Genomic DNA, 18402 nt, shown 5'->3' with positions numbered 1-18402 from the left:
GGGGTGGTGGGAAGGTTGATCTCCGACGTGCGAAAATGGCGGGGTGTCTAACTCGCCCGATGTCGTAGTAACGAAGTCCACCGTCCCCGCGCTCGACGCGCAGGAGATCGACGCGGCCATCGAGCGAATTCAGCATGTCATTGCGGCGACACCCCTGCAGTACAGCGATCGTCTTTCGGCGTTGACCGGGGCACACGTGTATCTCAAGCGTGAGGACCTCCAGGGCGTTCGTTCGTACAAGATTCGTGGCGCTTACAACCTGATCGCTCAGCTCAACGAGGCCGAACGCGGTGCCGGCGTGGTGACTGCCAGTGCCGGTAACCATGCGCAGGGTGTTGCTTTCGCGTGCCGAACGATGCAGATCAAGGGTCGGATCTACGTTCCGGCCAATACCCCCAAGCAGAAGCGTGATCGCATCCGCGCGCACGGTGGAGCATTTGTCGAACTGTTCATGATCGGTGAGACCTATGACGCCGCCGCTGCTGCGGCCGCGGAGGACGTAGCCGAAACCGGCGCAACCATGGTTCCGCCGTTCGACGACGTGCGCACCGCTGCGGGGCAAGGAACCATTGCAGCGGAGATTCTCACGCAATTGGACGCCCCTCTCGACACGATCGTCGTGCCGGTCGGCGGTGGCGGTTGCATTGCGGGCATCGCCACCTACCTGCACGAGCGGTCGCCGAAGACGTCGATCGTCGGGATCGAGCCGTCCGGCGCGGCGTCCATGACGGCCGCTCTTGTTGCCGGGGGCCCGGTGACTCTTCCCGACGTCGATCCATTTGTCGACGGAGCAGCGGTCAAGCGGATCGGCGATGTTCCCTACGAGGTCGTCTCACGTCTGGGTGCCGCCGTCGTGTCGCACGCGTCGTTGCCGCTCGTGGCTCGTCAACTTCAGACGCGGTCCGGTTCGGGATCGTTTGTCGTCAATCAGATCGACGAGGGCGCTATCTGCACGGCGATGCTCGAGCTGTATCAGAGCGAGGGCATCATCGCCGAACCTGCGGGTGCGCTTTCCGTTGCGGCACTTCAGAATTTGACGTTCGAGCCGGGTTCGACCGTCGTGTGCCTGATCTCCGGTGGCAACAACGACGTCTCCCGTTACGGCGAAATTCTCGAGCGTTCGCTCGTTCACCTCGGGCTCAAGCACTACTTCCTGGTGGACTTTCCGCAGGAACCGGGAGCGTTGCGTCGCTTCCTTTCGGACGTGCTGGGGCCGGACGACGACATCGCGCTGTTCGAGTACGTCAAGCGAAACAATCGCGAGACGGGTGCCGCGTTGGTGGGTATCGAACTCGGTTCCGCCGACGGGTTGGCGGCGTTACTCGAGCGGATGGAGCGCGCGCCGATGCAGTCCGAGAGGCTCGAGCCGGGAAGCCCGGCGTACCGCTATCTGACGTAAGGGACGCCCCCCGGTCAGGGCCGCAGTCGCTCGACTACCTGTCGATGCAGTTCGGGATCCGGCTGGGGGAGTCCGAGCATGGCCGCCAGATACAGGCCGTCGCCGACGAGTCGGATGATCTCGGCCTGCACAGGGTCGGCGATCTCGGTCTGAAGGCCCTTGTCCCAGCTCCGCATCACATGTGTGACGGCTTTCTGGATTTCGTCGTGTTGTCCGTCGACTGTTCTCAGTGCCGCGATGATCGACCGGAAGAGTGAGAGTTCTTCGCTTTCGTTCGCATCGGGGATCTGCAGATAGAACTCGGTGACCGTCGTACCGCCGGCTACGGCGTCGTCGAGTTGCTGATCCGAGCGTTCCCCGAGTCTGCGGACCATCGCCGCGAGGAGGGCTTCCTTGCTGGGGAAGTGATAGAGAAGTCCGCCCTTGGAAACCCCGGCTTCGGCGGCAACGCCTTCGAGCGTGACTTGAGCAACGCCGCTGACCAGCAGCAGCTTCTCCAGTGCGTCGAGAATTCGATCGCGAGTGTCGGCAGCCATGTGATGTGACCCTACCCGGAAATAACTTTACCGCTTGGACGGTTCACTGTTACCGTAGACCTACTGTACCGGCTGGACGGTTCAGTGAAATCTTTTCGAAAGAACTCAGAGAAAGTCGCAGGGGAGCAATGTCAGTGTCGGCAGATCAGACGTCTGCAATCAATCCCGACGAGGTTCGGGCGACAAAGCGTGACTGGGCGGGCTTGATAGTCCTTGCCTTTGCTGTGTTGCTCATCGCAGTCGACGGCACGGTGCTCGATCTTGCGCTTCCGTTCATCAGCGCCGACCTCGAGCCGAGCAGCACGCAGTTGCTGTGGATCATCGACGTCTATTCGTTCGTGCTCGCCGGTCTGCTCATCACCATGGGTACGCTCGGTGACCGGATCGGTAGGCGAAAACTGCTCCTGATCGGCGCAGTCGGCTTCGGTCTCGCCTCGATCATCGCCGCTCTCGCTGTCAGTCCCGAGATGCTCATTGCCGCCCGCGTGCTGCAGGGTATTTCCGGCGCAACGCTGATGCCTGCCACCCTCGGTCTGATCCGCACGATCTTCGTCAACCCGCGTCAGCGCACCGAGGCAATCGGTGTCTGGGGCGCGATGGCCGGTGGCGGTACAGCGGCAGGCCCTTTGGTCGGTGGTTGGTTGCTCGAGCACTTCTGGTGGGGTTCGGTCTTCTTGATCAACATTCCGGTCATGATCGCGCTGGTTGTACTCGGCCCGATCCTGATCCCGGAGTCGAAAGACCCCAATCCGGGTCGATTCGACCTCATCAGCGCTGGTCTGTCGATGGCGACCATGTTGCCGCTGGTGTACGCGGTCAAGGAATCCGTGGTGCACGGCGTCAGCATCACGTTGCTGGTGATCGGCCTTGTTGGTCTCGCGGCGGGTTACGTGTTCGTGCGTCGTCAGCGGATGCTGAAGGATCCGATGTTGGATCTGAAGCTGTTTGCCAACGCGTCGTTCTCCACCGCCGTCATCACCAACCTGCTCTCGATCTTCGCGCTGGCAGGTGTCCTGTTCTTCGGCTCGCAGTACCTGCAGTTGGTGCTCGGTAACTCGGCGCTCGACGCCGGCCTGCTGATGCTCCCGGGTATGTTGCTCAGCGCATTCACCGCGGTTGCGGCGGCCTGGTTGATTCGCCGGTGGTCGGTGTCTCACGTGCTCAGCGCGGGCCTCGCGGTTGCCGGTATCGGTGCTGCGATGCTGCTCGCGCTCGGCGTCGACAGCGGCCCGTTGATGTTCGTGATCGGCTTCGGTCTGGCCGGTGCTGGTGTCGGTGTCGCGTTGACGTTGACATCGGATCTCGTGGTCAGCTCGGTGGAACCCGAACGCGCCGGCGCTGCGTCCGCTGTGTCGGAGACCGCGTACGAACTCGGCATCGCGCTCGGCGTGGCGATCCTGGGCAGCGTGGTGATGGCGATCTTCCGCAAGGGAATCGACACCTCGATGCTCGAAGCAGATCAGGCGCACGCTGCACAGGGCACGCTCGGCGGTGCCCTGCAGGAAGCAACGTACCTACCTGGTGAACTCGGTTCGGTGCTTGCCGATTCCGCGAAGTCGGCGTTTGTCGACGGTATGCACGTTGCTGCCGGTGCAACAGCTTTGGTTCTGTTCGTCAGTGCCGCATTGGTGTTGCGGATGCTGCGGAGTACACCAGAGAACGCGAAGCGTTAATACCGGAATCTCGAGAGTTAGTCAGCTTTCGAGTACGACGAACGAGTGCCCCGGCACCACTGTTGCGGACGCGGTCTCGTCCTGTGTCGGCGGATCCCACCAGAGGATGGGGGTTCCGCCGACCGGAACCGAGGCCGCGTCCGTTCCCAGATTGCACACGATCTGTAATGCGCCGCGGCGCAAGGTGATCCACTGGTCGTCCTCGTCGTAGTCGACGTGCAGGTTCCCCAGCCAAGGGTCGGTGATCTCGATTCGCTTCCTGCGCAGGGCAAGTAGATCGCGATAGCAGGCCAGGACGCGAGCGCGTGTCTCGTCGTCTCGCTCGTCCCAGTCCAGTTTCGATCGCAGAAATGTCTGTGGGTCTTGCGGATCCGGAATGTCGTCACTGTTCCAGCCGTGCGCCGCGAACTCCGCTTTGCGGCCTTTGGCAGTGGCCTCGCCGAGTTCCGGTTCCGGATGCGAGGTGAAGAACTGGAACGGAGTGGTCGCTCCCCATTCCTCGCCCATGAACAGCATCGGTGTGTACGGCGATAGCAGGACCAGCGCCGCCTTGATCGCCAATTGTCCTGGCGTCAGATAGGCGCTCGGGCGGTCCCCGATCGCGCGGTTGCCGATCTGATCGTGGGTGCACGTGTATGCGAGCAGGGCGCTGGCGGGCTGATGCGTGATGTCGATCGGCCGGCCGTGAACCCGTCCACGGAACGAGGAATACGTTCCGGCGTGGAAGAAACCGCGCCGCAATGTATTTGCAAGGGATTCCAAGGATCCGAAGTCGGCGTAATAACCCTGGCGTTCGCCGGACACGGCCGTGTGAATCGTGTGGTGGATGTCGTCGTCCCACTGCGCGTCCAAGCCGAACCCGCCGGCCGCTCGTGGTGTGATCAGAGTGGCGTCGTTGAGATCACTTTCGGCAATCAACGTGAGCGGTCGGCCCAGATGGGCCGACAGTGTTTCCGTTCGGACGGCGAGTTCCTCGAGGATGTGCGTTCCGGTGTGATCGACCAACGCGTGGACGGCGTCGAGGCGTAGACCGTCGATGTGGAAATCACGCATCCATCGCAGGGCATTGCCGATGATGTACTCGCGAACCTCGCCCGACTGCGGGCCTCCGATGTTGATCGTTCGGCCCCAGGTGTTCGCTCCATCGGCAATGTAGGGGCCGAACTTTTCGAGGTAGTTGCCCGACGGGCCCAGGTGGTTGTAGACCACGTCAAGAATCAGGCCGAGTCCGCGTTCGTGGGCCGCATTCACCAAGCGTTGCAATCCGTCCGGGCCACCGTAGATCTCGTGGACCGTGTACCAGAGCACACCGTCGTAGCCCCAGTTGTGAGTTCCGTTGAAGCCGTTGACCGGCATGATTTCCACGAAGCCGACGCCGAGGTCTACCAGGTGATCGAGACGTTCGATCGCGGCGTCGAATGTTCCTTCGGGGGTGAACGTTCCGATGTGCAGTTCGTAGACCGATGATCCTGGGAGTTGTCGTCCGGTCCACTGAGAGTCGGTCCAGGACGCCTCGTCGAGTTGGTGCAGTTGGGAGCGGAGATGCACGCCTTCGGGCTGGCGTGGTGAACGCGGATCCGGGAGTGTTTCACCGTCGACGACAAAGCCGTAGCGAGCGCGGTTGTCGCAGTCGACCTCGGCGCGCCACCACCCGTCGTCGGTCCGGTCCATCTCGTGCGTGATGCCGTCGACTTCGACCCGGACCGATTCCGGTGTTGGCGCCCAGACCTCGAATGTATGCACACGATCAGCATGCCTTGTTCGGCCGGATGTGGCAGCCCGGCGGGCTGGTTCCGTCGTCAAGGACTGTTTCTATCCGCAGGTGTTGCCGGACGGTGCAGACAGCGTGATCAGTTTCGGAGCGGGGGCGCTGCAGCATCCGCCCTCGGCTTTCCCTGTGTCGGTTTCTGCTGTGTCAGGTTCGTCGAAAATGCCTGCGCCGCCGCAGACTCCGGTCTCCGGAAGGATCAACTCGACACGGGCCGCTGCTTCGTGATCGCCGGCGAGCTCGGCTGCGATGCTGCGAACCTGCTCGTAGCCGGTCATCGCCAGGAAGGTGGGTGCTCGGCCGTAGCTTTTCATTCCAGCCAAGTACACCCCCGGCTCCGGATGGCGAAGCTCCTTCGCGCCATGCGGGTAAACGGTGCCGCACGAGTGGACGTTCGGGTCGATCAGCGGAGCAAGCTCGACCGGTGCTTGTAAGACCGGGTCGAGGCCGAGTCGAATTTCCGAGAGCCAGGACAGATCGGGGCGGAAGCCGGTCAGCGTTATGACGTTGTCCACGTTCTCGATGCGATCACCCGCATCGGAGGCGAGTATGAGTTGTCCCGAAGGGGTAGTTGTCACCTCTGCGGTGCGGAAGCCGGTGACGACTCTCAACAGGCCATCCTCGACGGCCTTCTTTGCACGCAAGCCCAGGGCGCCGCGCGTGGGCAGTTCGTCAGCGTCGCCGCCTCCGAATGCAGAGCCGATGTTTCCTCGGCGGACCGCCCAGGTGATGCGGGTGCTCGGAGCCTGCTCCGCCAACCCTGACAGCGCAACGATCGCCGTCAGCGCGGAGTGGCCACTACCTGCGATGACGGTGTGCGTTCCGGCGAACTGTGCCCGCACTGCCGGATCGTCGAGATCAGGAACCCGGTACCGGATCGCAGTACCCACCGCGCCTTCGCCGAGTGCAGGAAGACCTTCACCACCGAGCGGGTTCGGGGTGCCCCAGGTGCCGGACGCATCCACAATGGCCTGGGCGAACATCCGATCCTCGGTTCCGTCCCGGCGCCGCAGGTGAATCGAGAGGGGTTCGCTGTCGCGTCCGGCGTCGACGACCAGGTCACGTCCGCGTCGAGCGACGCCGATCACCTCGGTGTCGAACTGGACCAGGTCGGCGAGGGCCGAGGCGAGTGGTTCGAGGTAGAGCTCGCGCCATTGCCGGCCGGTCGGATAGGTCTGCCCGTCGGGTGAGCTCCATCCATTCTGGTCGAGGAGTCGCCGCGCGGCGGGGGAGACGAGTTCGGACCACCGGGAGAACAGTCGAACGTGATTCCACTCGGAGATCGCAGCACCGGCTGTGGTTCCGCGCTCGAATACAAGGGGTGTGAGTCCGCGCTCGCGCAGTTCTGCTGCGGCTGCCAGGCCGATCGGGCCGGCCCCGATCACGACAACGGGTAGGGGGTTCATTTTCGTGCCTTTCATCGACGATTATCGATCTACGGAGAACTGTATCGACGATCATCAATGTAGGCAACCATCGACAGCTGTCGATATAGTGGAGAGATGACTTCGCTGCAGACTCCGACGGTGCGAGTCGGCGATTCGGACCCGGATCAGATCCGTTCTTCCGTCCTCGCGCAGGGCGATGCCGATACCTACGCGCAGTGGTTCGCCTGCCTTGCCGAGCCGATGCGCGTCCGATTGCTTCACCGGGTAGCGAGCGCGGTCGGTGGTATTACCGTCGGAGCGCTCGCCGAGGCGTTGGGGATCGGGCAACCGACGGTGTCGCACCACCTGCGCAAGCTCGCCGATGTGGGTTTTGTGACCATGCGTAAGGAAGGGACGAGCACGGTCGTCGCGATGAGTCCGACGTGTTGCGTTGCCTTGCCGCAGGCGGCGGATGTGGTGATGGGAGTCCTTGCTCCGCGTCCGTGCTGCCCGAGTGATCTGCCCGACGATGTCTCTGTCCGGGCCATGATCGACGACGACTGGGATGCGGTTCGCCGTATTTACGGCGAGGGTATCGACACCCGAAATGCCACCTTTGCCGCTGAGGTCCCCTCGCGTGAGCATCTCCACGAACGGTGGCTGCCGCAGCATCGATGGGTGGCGACTATCGGGGGTGTTGTTGTCGGATGGGCTGCGTTGAGTCCGGTTTCCGAGCGTGACTGCTACCGCGGGGTTGCCGAGAACTCCGTGTACGTTGCGGACGGCATGCGTGGTCGTGGCGTCGGAAAGGCGTTGTTGCGCAAGCAAGTCATGGCCGCCGACGCCGACGGACTCTGGACTCTGCAGACGTCGATGTTCCCGGAGAACCGTGCCTCCATCTCGCTCCATCATTCGGCCGGGTTTCGAACGGTCGGCCTTCGCGAGAAGATCGCCGAACTCGACGGCGTGTGGCGCGACACTGTTCTGCTCGAGCGTCGAACGGCGATCGCCGAGGGATGAGTCCGGGATCCGGCTGACCGGATGCCCGATTGCGCGTTGATTCGATATCTGTCAATATCGAAGAATGTCGAATCAAGAGCTGCCGGACTCCGAGGCTTGCTGCACCCCGCTCGTTCGTGAACCGTTGACTGAGGATTGGGCCGGAGACTTGTCTCGGATGTTCAAGGCCCTCGGCGATCCGGTTCGTCTCCGCTTGCTCAGCTTGGTGGCAAGTCACGAGGGTGGTGAAGCCTGCGTCTGCGACATCTCCGACTCGTTCGACTTGTCTCAGCCGACTATCTCGCATCACCTGAAGGTGTTGCGCCAGGCCGGGCTGCTCGATTGTGAACGACGCGGGACCTGGGTGTACTACTGGGTTATTCCGGCTGCGCTGCAACAGCTTTCCGCCGTTCTGCTGGTAGAAGGTGCGAGCGTGAGTGCCGCAGACGCTTGCGCTGAGGTCACCGCATGAGCAACACCGCTGCCACCACCGAACACCCCGAAGTCGTCGGAAAACTCTCCACCCTCGACCGCTATCTGGCGGTCTGGATCGGCGTGGCCATGGTCGTCGGCCTGCTGGTTGGACGCTGGATCCCCGGTGTGAACACTGCCCTGGACAAGGTGCAGATCGACGGCATCTCGCTACCGATCGCCCTCGGTCTGCTGATCATGATGTACCCGGTCCTGGCGAAGGTCCGCTACGACCGCCTCGACACAGTCACCGGGGACAAGAAACTCCTCGCCGGCTCCCTGTTCCTGAACTGGGTTCTCGGCCCGGCGCTGATGTTCGCCCTCGCCTGGCTGTTTCTGCCTGACCTGCCGGAATACCGAACCGGTTTGATCATCGTCGGTCTCGCTCGCTGCATCGCGATGGTGATCATCTGGAACGACCTGGCCTGCGGAGACCGCGAAGCCGCCGCGGTGCTGGTCGCCATCAATTCGGTGTTCCAGGTGATCATGTTCGCCGTGCTCGGTTGGTTCTACCTCTCGGTCCTGCCCGGGTGGCTCGGCCTCGAACAGACCACCATCGACACCTCGCCCTGGCAGATCGCCAAATCCGTTCTGATCTTCCTCGGTATCCCGCTGCTGGCAGGTTTTCTGTCCCGCTTCTTCGGCGAACGCGCCAAAGGCCGCGACTGGTACGACAACAAGTTCATCCCCAAGATCAGCCCCTGGGCGCTCTACGGTCTGCTGTTCACCATCGTCGTGCTCTTCTCGATGCAGGGCGAACAGATCACCTCCCAGCCTTGGGATGTCGTCCGGATCGCGCTGCCCCTGCTCGCGTACTTCGCGCTCATGTGGGGCGGAGGCTACATCCTCGGCGCCGCAATCGGATTGGGCTATGAACGCACCACGACCCTGGCGTTCACCGCCGCGGGCAACAACTTCGAACTCGCGATCGCGGTAGCCATCGCCACCTACGGCGCCACCTCGGGGCAAGCTCTTGCCGGTGTCGTCGGCCCGCTGATCGAGGTACCGGTGCTCGTCGGGCTGGTCTATGTCTCCCTTGCACTACGCAAACGCTTTGCAGTCGAAGAGGTTTCATCCAGTCGAGAAAGAGCGAGGTCATGAGCAAACCATCGGTGTTGTTCGTCTGCGTCCACAATGCCGGTCGATCTCAGATGGCCGCGGGATTCCTGAGCCATCTCGCAGGCGACGCCATCGAGGTCCGTTCCGCCGGATCCGCACCCGCCGAGACCGTCAATTCGGCAGCGGTCGAGGCGATGGCAGAGCGCGGTATCGACATCTCAGCGCAGTCTCCGAAGATCCTCACTGTCGACGCCGTCCAGGATTCGGATGTCGTCATCACCATGGGCTGCGGCGACACGTGCCCGATCTTCCCCGGCAAGAGTTACCGAGACTGGGTTCTCGACGACCCGGCCGGACAGGGCCTTGAAGCAGTTCGCCCGATCCGTGACGAAATCGAGCGGCGCGTTCAAGCTCTGATCGACGAACTCACGCAGATTCGCCAGGCATTGACCACGGCGACAGATTCGGACCCGCCAGACACAAACAGAACGGATGACCAGCGGGATCGAGTAGAACCCGGCAACGCTCCGGCGCGTTCTGCCGGCTACCGATTTGAGCACCGAGGCTGACAGCTTGCTCCTGTGCGATGTCCAGATCATCGACCACTAAATCCAGATGAATCTGCTTCGGTATTGCAGCCATCGGCCACGTGCTCGGGCGGTGTTCGTCGATGCGGATTGCGGTGATCTGGCCACCGCCTGTGCTGACGGTCGCAAACTTCTCAGTGTTGTACGTGATTTCGCCGCCCAGCATATTTCGCCAGAATTCCGCAAGGCGTTGTGGATCACTGCAATCGAGGGTGATCGATCCCAAGCAAGCTACAGGCATGGTCTCGACGCTACAGAATGCCTTGCTTCGGCTTCCTTTGCGGAGGCGTCATTCGTCGGTGGGCTCGATGTGTTCGGCACCGAGGACGGAGAGTCGGTATTCCTGTGCGTCCTGCTCGGTTTCGAAATCTTTCTCTTCGAGGAGATTCCGGTCGGCGTCGAGGTATCGGTAAGTAGTCATTCCTCCACCGTGTCACTGATGAACGATTCGTGCTCGGATACCGGTTCGATTTCGTCGACGGCTATTTGAATCAGCCTTCCGTAGCGCCGGATCAGATCCTCCGACGACAGTGAATCCTCACCGAGGAGTTCGAGCGTCCGCATGCCGGTGGCCAGTCCGAGCAGCAGTGAGACGACGATCTGGCTGCGTACCAAACCGGGCTCCGTGTCGCCGATGCGGCGCGCGATCCCGTGAACGTATCGTTGCTTGATCTCGGCCCGAGCGGCGGCCGGATCTGGCGCCTCGTGAACGTGTACTGCGAGCATTGCCCACGGATCGGTTTCGTCGGATTCTCTACGAGCGACAAGTTTCTCGACCAGTTGACAGCCGATGTCTCCGGTGGCGTCGGCATTCGGATCCTCGTCCATCGGAGGTGCGGACGGGATCGCAGCCGAGTACAGCCGAGCTTTGCTGCCGTAGATCTTCATGACCAGGGCAGGGGAGTAGCCGGCTGCGACCGCGATGTCCTTGATGGTCGTCGATGCGTAACCTCGTTCCGCGAACAAGGCTTTCGCTGCTGTGAGGATGCTGGCTTCGCCGCTGCTCATGTCGCTCGCCTCCGCCTCGATACCCGATCGCCATGCGTTCGGTTGCTCGTACTGGCGTTCATACTGTCGTCAACGGCTCGGCATCGACGGGTACGTCGAAGTCGACGACGGTGGACTGCGCGATGACCGCTATCTGACGAGCCAATGTGCCGTGTCCGCTCTCGGTCAGCGCGGTCAGGATGTACCGGCCGGATGTCGGGAGCGCGATTCCGTAGTGCCCGGTTCCGTCGGTGACGGTGGATGCGACGAATTCGCCGGTCGGTTTCGTGAGCGTGACGACGGTTCCCGAGGTTGTTCGGCCGCCGACTCCGACCTTGCCGGAGATGGTGAGGCGGTCACCGAGTTCGACGGTGTGCGTCGATTGCGCGCTGTCGAAAGCGATCACCTGCGACCGAGGGGACCAGCCGTCGGCACTCGTCACTACCAAATACCGTCCGGGCCGGGGTAGGGCGAGGGAAAAGTTGCCCTCGTTGTCGGCGCGACTCCAATCGATCGGTCGACCCTCCATATCCATCACGGTGACAACTGCCTGCCGGATCGGTCGGCTGTCGGCCCGGATCACACGACCGGCAACCACAATTTCCGTTTCGGACACGGCGGCGTCGGGAAGCTCGAACCCTTCCGGGGTCACCGGGCGAAGTGCCGCTTCCGGTTTTGCGCCGCGGCGAGGAATGAACGCAGCGGCAGCGGCAGCAGCCACGGCGGCGAGGGCGGCCAGCCAGAAGATGTTCTTGAAGGCGTCGATCGACGGAAGGCCCTCGCCCGGCCCGGACGGGATGACCATCGACGTGAGCATGGCGGCAACCACCGCGCTGGACGTGGAAGTACCGACTGAGCGGAGCAGCGAATTGAGGCCGTTTGCCGACGCGGTTTCGGTAATCGGAACCGATCGCATGATCAGCATCGGCATCGCGGAGTAGGCAATTGCGGTTCCGATGCTGACCACCGCCGCGCTGATGATGATCAGTGCTATCGAACCGGTCAGGAACACTCGCGCGATGTAGGCGAGCGCGAGCACCGTGCCGCCGACGATCAGGGTGATCTTGGCTCCGAATCGCTTCGTGATGTTCGCGGAGACGGGCGCGAAGAAGACCATCGCGAGGCCTGCCGGAATCATGCACAGTCCGGCCGCCATCACGCCCAGTTCGAAGCCGTAGCCGGAGATCTTCGGCATCTGAAGTTGTTGGGTGGTGGAGAGGTTGTTCGCGTACATCGAGAAGCCGACGAGGATCGAGGCGACGTTGGTCAGCAGAACAGGCCGCTTGGCCGACGTTCGAAGATCGACCATCGGCTGGGTAACGCGGAGTTCGTAAGGGAACCACAATGCGAGAGTCACGATTCCGATGACGAACATCAGCAATGTCAGTTCGCTCGTCCACCCCCAACTGGCGCCCTTGGAGATGGCGAGGAGGATCGCCGTGAGTGCTGTCGAGAGCATGACCGCGCCCAGGAAGTCGAATTTGCCGCGGGTACGAACACTCGATTCCGGGACGACGACGGCTACCGCGATGATCAGCAGGACGCCCACGATCGCCGAGAGCCAGAAGATGGCGGGCCAGCCCAGATGCTCGAAGATCAACCCGGACAGCGGGAGCCCGAGTGCGCTGCCGATTCCGAGAGTGGCACTCATCAACGCTGTTGCCGACGCCACCTTCTCCTTGGGTAGTTCGTCGCGCATGATGCTGATTCCGACGGGGATCATCGAGATCGCGAAGCCCTGGAGACCACGTCCGATCAGCAGGGCGACAAAGTTGCCGCCGATCGCCGCGACCAGTGATCCGACCACGATCATCGTCATCGAGATCAGCATCATGCGTCGTTTTCCGAACATGTCTGCCAGGCGGGAGACGATCGGAGTGGCGACGGCACTCGTGAGGAGCGTGACGGTGACGAGCCAGGAGGCGTCGTCAGCGCTGACGCCGAGGATCTTCGGGAAATCGGGCAACAACGGAATGACCATCGTTTGTTGCAGCGCGACCACGGTGCCGGAAAGACAGAGAATTGCGGTAATGAGCCGACTTGAACGGCGAGTGGTCGGAGACGAGTGCAATGCCAAGAGACGGTCCTTCACGCGGCGATGGTGAACGGGAATTCACCCTGAGTGAACCACTGTTCACCCGTCGGTGTCACCTTCGGTGAATATGCGATTTCTCACGACGGCAACTCGCCCCGGGGTTTCCGAGTCGGCATGGCGGGAACAACGTCAGTGGTTGGTCTGCGCCTGCGCGAGCGGGCAGCGAGGAGGAGTGATGCATGCCGAAGTGGGTGACCGTCTCCACGTCCAGGGGCGCGTGGTGGGGCAGGCGGAGGTAACTGCCGAGGTTCTCGAGGTGCACGGCGAGGACGGCGGTCCTCCGTATCTGGTCAGGTACGACAACGGCCACGAGGCGTTGGTGTTTCCCGGTAGCGACGGCTGGATAGATCACCCCGGAAAAGGCTCCTGAGCTGCACGATTCTTTCCATGCATGGTCGTTGCATCGAATGCGGCTAAAGTGTGCGCAATGGAGGGCAGACGCCAGTACCACTCCCGCGTGCGTGAAGCTTCCGCGCAGCGAACGCGTGAACTCATTCGTGATGCGGCGACGGCCTTGTTTATTCGAGACGGGTATGTCAAAGCCACCGTCAAGCAGATTGCCGCCTCGGCCGGCGTCGCCGATCGGACGGTGTTCACAGCCTTCCCCGGCGGGAAACTCGAGATCTTCGAAGCGGCCCTCGCTGCGGCGCTCGATGCCGAAGAGGTTCCACTCGGCGCGCCGAACCTGGCCTCGGACCCCGATGACGTTCGCCGGATCGTCTCCCAGATCGTGGCTCAGGGCATCGGACTGCTCGAACGTGCCGGCGCTCTGATGATGGTCGCGGTCGAATCCTCGGGTGCGGATGCCGACATGCGTCGACTATCCGAGGAGTCGTCGGATCAGTCGGCCATCAATGCGATGTCGATAGCCGAGGGTCTCTCCGAGCATGGCTTGTTGAGGCCTGAGATTTCGCTCGAGAAAGCCGCGGGCATACTTGCCGCTTTCGTCTCGCCTCAGCTTCATCAGCAATTGCGTCGGGTCAGTGGATGGGACGTCGATGCGTACCGAGGATGGCTCGAGTTCAACATTCGCCAGAATCTAATGTACTAATTGGTCTGTTTTCGTTAGCATGGCGAGGGTTTTTATTCTCGGGAGGAATCGCCAGCGTGCCCTATGCCTTGTTCGGCCTCATCACGATGTTGCTGTGGATTTTCTGCATCGTCGACGCCATCACGAGAGATGACGCCTACATCCAGTACCTACCCAAGGTCGTCTGGATTCTGATCATCATCTTCCTTCCTACTTTGGGATCGGTTCTGTGGCTGGTGGTCGGGCGCGGACAGAACGCGCCCCGCGGTTACGTCGGCCCAACCGGTTACGGCGAATACGAGCGCCCGGGACGTGCCGTTGCGCAGGATCCGGCGGCGGACGAAGCCTTCTTGCGTCAGTGCCGCGAGCGGGCGGAAGAGCAGCGTCGAATTGCCAAGCAGCAGCGCCGCGACGGCGACGCTGATCGGATGTGAGTTATCGGTAGGCCGTGAGTCGGTCCAACACGAGCCGAAGCGGCGGCCACGACGATCGGCCGCGACGCGTCACCGCATAGGCAGTGAGGATGACGGGCGGATCGACGAGTGGTTCGACGCGCACGCCTTCGCGAGTCTTGCGTTCGAGCGGCATCAGCCCCACGCCGTAACCACTGAGGATCAAGAGTTCGACCAAGTCGAGACTGTCGATCTGGTGAGTGATCCGAGGGGTGAACCCGGCCAGCGACGCGAGGGTTCGCACAGCGCGCTCGTCTGCCGTGTTGCGTGAGTTCACTATCCATGACGTGTCGGCGAAGGCGCGGAGATCGATTCCGGATTCTGTGGACTTGTCGGGAGCTTTGGCGTCGTCGGGAACACACAGTCCCCATGGCGTCGACCAGAGCGGAATTGCTTCGAGTAGTGGGCTCGGCGACGCGGGGGCAAGGTTGTAGTCGTACGTCAGTGCGAGGTCTAGATCGTCGCGTTCGAGGAGTGCAAAAGCCTCGACGGGTTCGTATTCGTAGATCATCACGTCCACCTGCGGGTGACTGCGTTGCAGGCTTCGAGCGACGGGGAGCATCGCGGTTCTGATCGCAGTTGCGAATCCGCCGACTCGCAGGGTCCCCACCGGTTCCGCGTCCGGATCGAGGTCCAGGCGAGCTGCATCGACGGCTGCCAGGATGGTGACGGCATGTTCGGCCAGCCGTTGACCGGCCGGCGTCAGCCGCACCCGGCGACCGTCGGGCTCGATCAGTGCGGTACCGGTCTCCGCGGTCAAGGCCGCGAGTTGTTGGGACACTGTCGACGTCGTGAGGTTGTGCGCTTCGGCGACCGCACGCATCGAACCCAAGCGGGAGAGTTCGAGGAGGAGATGGAGTCGACGGGTTTCTATTCTTCGATCATTCACTAATCGTGAACATAATGTAGGTCAAAATCGCGTGGACACGAACGGTTGGCCTCCCGTTCAATTCAGCTATGGATACGAAAGCGCGGGCCGGAGTGGGCCTGGCTGTTTTGGCGATGTTGTGCGTGCAGCTCGGGCTCGCTGTGTCGGTGGGCCTGATCGATCAGCTCGGCGCAGACGGAGCGGCGTGGCTACGACTCGCCTGGGCAGGCATCATTCTTCTGATCATCGTCAGGCCCCGACCTTCGGCGTTCACTCGCAAGGCGTTTCTGGCTTGCGTGGTTCTGGGTGTGGTCACCGCAGGCATGACGCTCCTGTTCATGGCAGCGGTGGAGCGCCTTCCGCTGGGAACAGCAAGCGCATTGGAATTCTTGGGTCCGCTGACGGTTGCATTGCTCCGGGGGCGTGGCCGCGTTCTGTGGCCGGTTCTGGCAGGCGTGGGCGTCGTGCTTCTCACCGAACCATGGGCAGGGACAGTCGATCTGGTCGGTGTGGCGTACGCACTCGGTGCGGCGCTCTGCTGGGCGATGTACATAGTGCTCACCCAGCGCGTCGGCGACGAGGTTGCCGGTATCAACGGGCTGGCGGTGTCGATGGCGGTAGCCGGGTTGGCCGCGACAATTGCCGTAGGCCACTCGGCTATCGGGCGGCTGACTCCGCATCTGATTCTCGTGGGCCTCGGACTCGCGATCTTGCTGCCCGTCGTGCCGTTCGTTCTGGAGATGGTCTCGTTGCGAAGGCTGTCCACGGCGGCGTTCGGCACGCTGATGAGTCTCGAGCCTGCTTTCGCGCAGCTTATCGGTCTGGTTGTGCTGCAACAGGTTCCGAGTGTTCTGGCCGTGGCAGGTATCGCGTGCGTCGTCGTCGCAGGGATCGGGGCGGCCCGCGGTGGTGCTCGGGATGGTGCTCGGGATGGCGCCCGGAAGCCGACTGAGCCACCCTCCGATTCCGAGCGAACGTACCTTTCGGCGCCTTCATGAGACCGAGAGTGCCGTTCGCTCAGGTCGCGTTCGCTCAGGTCGCGTTCGCTCAGTGCGAGTGCGCCGCGGCGATTGCTCCGTCGAACACGTCGGCGACCTCGCCGAGGGAATCGAGAATCGGCTGACCGGATCGTTCGACGCGAGCCCGCACCAGCGAGCCCTCGAGCGCGGACACTGCCAGGACGGCAAGCCGTTCCGCTCGCGCACGTCCGACCCCGGACGCGATCAGTGTGTCGCGCAGTAGCGAAGTCCACTGTCGATACACCGCCTGTCCGGCGGCTGTCACGCTCTCCGAATCGGGGGCAAGTTCCAACAACACCGTCGTGATCGGCGAGCCTTCGTGGAAATCCGAATCGCTCACCCATCCGGCGAGCAACCGCGCGTACTCGCGCAGCAGCGACCCGGCGTCCGATTGGCTGTCGGCGAGTTCGGTCAGGGTGTCGGTGACCAACTGCCCGCCGACGCGGACGACCTCTTCGCCGATCTGCTCTTTGCCGCCGGGAAAGTAGTGGTACAGCGAACCTTTCGGCGCCCCGCTCGACTTGAGGATCTCGTTGAGGCCCGTTGCCGCATACCCCTGGCGGCGAAACAGATCGGCCGCAGCTCGTACGAGTGCTTCGCGGTGTTTCGGGGGAGTCGCCACGAGTTGGAGCTTAAACACCCCAGCGATCCACCACAATCTATGTAGACTGGTCTACATGGGAAATTCTGAAATGCTCGAACAGTTGCGGGCGGTCAACGCCTCGGCGGCCTTCAACCGGTGGGCCGGATTCGAAGTCACGGAGGCCGAACCGGGTCGCGTTTGTCTGCGGCTCGAATGGCGTGAGGATCTGGGCCAGTACTCGGGACACCTGCACGCTGCGCTCGTGGCGGGACTCGTCGACACCGCGTGCGGATTTGCTGCTTTCACCCAGGTAGGTGTCGTGGCGGCGTCCAACTGCGCGGTCAATTTCGTGAGTCCGGGCGTCGGAACCGCATTTGTCGCTACGGCGCGCTCGGTCAAGGCCGGGCGCAAGCAGGTGTTCGTCACTGCCGAGGTACATGCCGAACGCGAAGGCGAATCGGTGCTCGTCGCGTTCGGCACCACCCTGTTGGTTCCACTCGCCCCTCAGACACAGGGAACCGCAAGCAACGTCAGGGAATGAGGATGAACTTCCCGGCGGGATGGGAGCTCTGCAACTCGGTGTGAGCGAGCGCGACGTCCGTTAGTGGGAAAGTCTTGGCGATCTTCACGGTGAGATGTCCGGAACCGGCTTGTTCGACCAGCTCGGATCGAGCCTTCAAACGTGCTTCGGCACTTGCCGGATTGCCTCCGCCGACAGACGCGAAGCCGTCGGTCTGGGCGCGTCCGAACGCGACGATGGTGACGATGCGACTCTTGTCGGTGACCAAAGCCAGAGATGCATCGACGGCTTCGTCCGTTCCGGCGGTGTCGAACGCCGCATCGACGCCGTTCGGCGCGAGTTCACGGACACGCGCTTCGAGGCCGTGGCCGTAGAGCACAGGCGTGGCGCCGAGCGAGCGCACGTAATCCTGATTCGAGGCTCCCGCAGTGCCGATCACCGTAGCTCCGCGACCAACTGCCAACTGAACAGCGATCGCGCCGACGCCGCCGGACGCGCCGTGGATGAGAACGGTGTCGCCGGAACCGACCCGAATGGTGTCGAGGGCGTCGACTGCAGTTCCGCCGACCAGAAGGAGGCCGGCTGCCTGTTCCCAGCTGATGCCTGCGGGCTTCGCGGTGACAGAGGAGACCGGCACGACTACTTGTTCGGAGTAGAGGCCGTTGCCGGGGCTGACGATCACTTCGTCGCCGACGTTCACATTTGTGACGCCGTCGCCGACAGCCGAGACGACGCCCGCTGCCTCGCCGCCGAGGCGGATGGGAAGTTTCTCGGGGTCGGTGCCGAAAGCGCCGCTGTAGAGCTTGAAGTCGAAGGGATTGACGCCGATCGCCTTCACGTCGACCAGGACTTCACCTGATTTCGGTGACGGTAAATCGACGTCCACCAGCTTCAGGACCTCGGGCGTGCCGTACGTCCGCGCTACAACAGTTTTGGTCATGTCTCGCGCAACCGTCCTCGGGGAAGCGATATTCCCCGAGGACGGGAAA

Annotated in this window: 20 protein-coding genes and 1 pseudogene; 11 read left to right on the top strand and 10 right to left on the bottom strand. The window is 62.7% G+C overall.

The genetic code is table 11. From position 1 onward, the window contains the following. The first annotated feature begins 43 nt into the window (after window positions 1-43). Window positions 44-1399 (top strand): threonine ammonia-lyase IlvA, encoded by a 1356-nt coding sequence (gene ilvA, locus PCS43_RS26890; RefSeq protein ID WP_007733150.1) that lies wholly within the window; start codon window positions 44-46, stop codon window positions 1397-1399. A gap of 14 nt (window positions 1400-1413) precedes the next feature. Here ilvA and PCS43_RS26885 read toward each other — a convergent pair whose 3' ends face one another. Beyond that, on the bottom strand, window positions 1414-1935 hold the full coding sequence (locus PCS43_RS26885; RefSeq protein WP_003941685.1) for a TetR/AcrR family transcriptional regulator: 522 nt from the start codon (window positions 1933-1935) through the stop codon (window positions 1414-1416). A gap of 128 nt (window positions 1936-2063) precedes the next feature. Between PCS43_RS26885 and PCS43_RS26880 the strand changes: the two genes are divergently transcribed. Beyond that, on the top strand, window positions 2064-3608 hold the full coding sequence (locus PCS43_RS26880) for an MFS transporter (RefSeq protein WP_054781564.1): 1545 nt from the start codon (window positions 2064-2066) through the stop codon (window positions 3606-3608). A gap of 21 nt (window positions 3609-3629) precedes the next feature. Here the strand turns inward: PCS43_RS26880 and treZ are convergent, their stop codons facing one another. Then, complete coding sequence (gene treZ, locus PCS43_RS26875) at window positions 3630-5351, bottom strand: malto-oligosyltrehalose trehalohydrolase (protein ID WP_007733144.1); 1722 nt, start codon at window positions 5349-5351, stop codon at window positions 3630-3632. 69 nt (window positions 5352-5420) lie between these two features. After that, complete coding sequence (locus PCS43_RS26870) at window positions 5421-6782, bottom strand: NAD(P)-binding domain-containing protein (protein WP_007733143.1); 1362 nt, start codon at window positions 6780-6782, stop codon at window positions 5421-5423. 96 nt (window positions 6783-6878) lie between these two features. Between PCS43_RS26870 and PCS43_RS26865 the strand changes: the two genes are divergently transcribed. The 4 genes and pseudogenes from PCS43_RS26865 to PCS43_RS26850 all read left to right on the top strand — a co-directional run. Further along, window positions 6879-7763 (top strand): helix-turn-helix domain-containing GNAT family N-acetyltransferase, encoded by an 885-nt coding sequence (locus PCS43_RS26865; RefSeq protein ID WP_058039465.1) that lies wholly within the window; start codon window positions 6879-6881, stop codon window positions 7761-7763. A gap of 64 nt (window positions 7764-7827) precedes the next feature. Further along, entirely contained in the window at window positions 7828-8214 is a 387-nt protein-coding gene (locus PCS43_RS26860; RefSeq protein ID WP_003941739.1) for an ArsR/SmtB family transcription factor, read from the top strand. Next, window positions 8211-9314: an ACR3 family arsenite efflux transporter gene (gene arsB / locus PCS43_RS26855; protein WP_003941673.1), complete on the top strand. Its 1104-nt coding sequence runs from the start codon at window positions 8211-8213 to the stop codon at window positions 9312-9314. The genes PCS43_RS26860 and arsB overlap by 4 nt, the downstream gene beginning before the upstream one ends. After that, window positions 9311-9700 (top strand): annotated as a pseudogene (locus PCS43_RS26850) (arsenate reductase ArsC); the annotation flags it as partial. The gene arsB and the pseudogene PCS43_RS26850, both read left to right, overlap by 4 nt. Here PCS43_RS26850 and PCS43_RS26845 read toward each other — a convergent pair. From PCS43_RS26845 to PCS43_RS26830, 4 genes are all read right to left on the bottom strand, one after another. After that, window positions 9699-10025: a VOC family protein gene (locus PCS43_RS26845; RefSeq protein ID WP_230691664.1), complete on the bottom strand. Its 327-nt coding sequence runs from the start codon at window positions 10023-10025 to the stop codon at window positions 9699-9701. The pseudogene PCS43_RS26850 and the gene PCS43_RS26845 overlap by 2 nt on opposite strands. 123 nt (window positions 10026-10148) lie before the next feature. After that, a complete protein-coding gene (locus tag PCS43_RS26840) occupies window positions 10149-10280 on the bottom strand; it encodes a hypothetical protein (protein WP_256082667.1) in 132 nt (43 codons plus the stop codon). Then, window positions 10277-10867, bottom strand: a complete 591-nt coding sequence (locus PCS43_RS26835) for a TetR/AcrR family transcriptional regulator (protein WP_003941800.1) — start codon at window positions 10865-10867, stop codon at window positions 10277-10279. Before PCS43_RS26835 ends, PCS43_RS26840 begins: the two co-directional genes overlap by 4 nt. Window positions 10868-10925: 58 nt before the next feature. Further along, entirely contained in the window at window positions 10926-12938 is a 2013-nt protein-coding gene (locus PCS43_RS26830) for an MFS transporter (RefSeq protein WP_209908882.1), read from the bottom strand. A 178-nt stretch (window positions 12939-13116) separates the two neighbouring features. On the opposite strand from PCS43_RS26830, the gene PCS43_RS26825 reads away from it, so the two are divergent. Genes PCS43_RS26825 through PCS43_RS26815 form a run of 3 tightly spaced genes read left to right on the top strand, consistent with a single transcriptional unit; the run spans window position 13117 to window position 14405 of the window. Next, window positions 13117-13311 (top strand): DUF1918 domain-containing protein, encoded by a 195-nt coding sequence (locus PCS43_RS26825; protein WP_003941743.1) that lies wholly within the window; start codon window positions 13117-13119, stop codon window positions 13309-13311. Window positions 13312-13368: 57 nt separating this feature from the next. Further along, window positions 13369-13992, top strand: coding sequence for a TetR/AcrR family transcriptional regulator (locus tag PCS43_RS26820; RefSeq protein WP_270923136.1), 624 nt, complete (start codon window positions 13369-13371; stop codon window positions 13990-13992). A 56-nt stretch (window positions 13993-14048) separates the two neighbouring features. Further along, complete coding sequence (locus tag PCS43_RS26815; protein WP_003941757.1) at window positions 14049-14405, top strand: PLD nuclease N-terminal domain-containing protein; 357 nt, start codon at window positions 14049-14051, stop codon at window positions 14403-14405. A gap of 1 nt (window position 14406) precedes the next feature. On the opposite strand, the gene PCS43_RS26810 is transcribed toward PCS43_RS26815, so the two are convergent. Next, a complete protein-coding gene (locus tag PCS43_RS26810) occupies window positions 14407-15297 on the bottom strand; it encodes a LysR family transcriptional regulator (RefSeq protein ID WP_042450139.1) in 891 nt (296 codons plus the stop codon). A gap of 83 nt (window positions 15298-15380) precedes the next feature. Between PCS43_RS26810 and PCS43_RS26805 the strand changes: the two genes are divergently transcribed. Continuing rightward, on the top strand, window positions 15381-16289 hold the full coding sequence (locus tag PCS43_RS26805) for an EamA family transporter (RefSeq protein ID WP_209908878.1): 909 nt from the start codon (window positions 15381-15383) through the stop codon (window positions 16287-16289). Between the two features lie 49 nt (window positions 16290-16338). On the opposite strand, the gene PCS43_RS26800 is transcribed toward PCS43_RS26805, so the two are convergent. Further along, window positions 16339-16932: a TetR/AcrR family transcriptional regulator gene (locus PCS43_RS26800; protein WP_003941729.1), complete on the bottom strand. Its 594-nt coding sequence runs from the start codon at window positions 16930-16932 to the stop codon at window positions 16339-16341. 55 nt (window positions 16933-16987) lie between these two features. Here PCS43_RS26800 and PCS43_RS26795 point away from each other — a divergent pair, with 55 nt between their 5' ends. Next, window positions 16988-17434, top strand: a complete 447-nt coding sequence (locus tag PCS43_RS26795; protein ID WP_223304504.1) for a PaaI family thioesterase — start codon at window positions 16988-16990, stop codon at window positions 17432-17434. Here PCS43_RS26795 and PCS43_RS26790 read toward each other — a convergent pair. Continuing rightward, a complete protein-coding gene (locus PCS43_RS26790) occupies window positions 17424-18353 on the bottom strand; it encodes an NADP-dependent oxidoreductase (RefSeq protein ID WP_209908875.1) in 930 nt (309 codons plus the stop codon). The two genes, PCS43_RS26795 and PCS43_RS26790, sit on opposite strands and share 11 nt — an antisense overlap. Between the last annotated feature and the right edge of the window lie 49 nt (window positions 18354-18402).

The organism is Rhodococcus sp. C-2 (assembly GCF_027854095.1).
Lineage (GTDB): Bacteria > Actinomycetota > Actinomycetes > Mycobacteriales > Mycobacteriaceae > Rhodococcus_F > Rhodococcus_F qingshengii.
The sequence above is the reverse complement of the archived record's forward strand: the minus strand, read 5'-3'. Positions and strand labels throughout refer to the sequence as shown.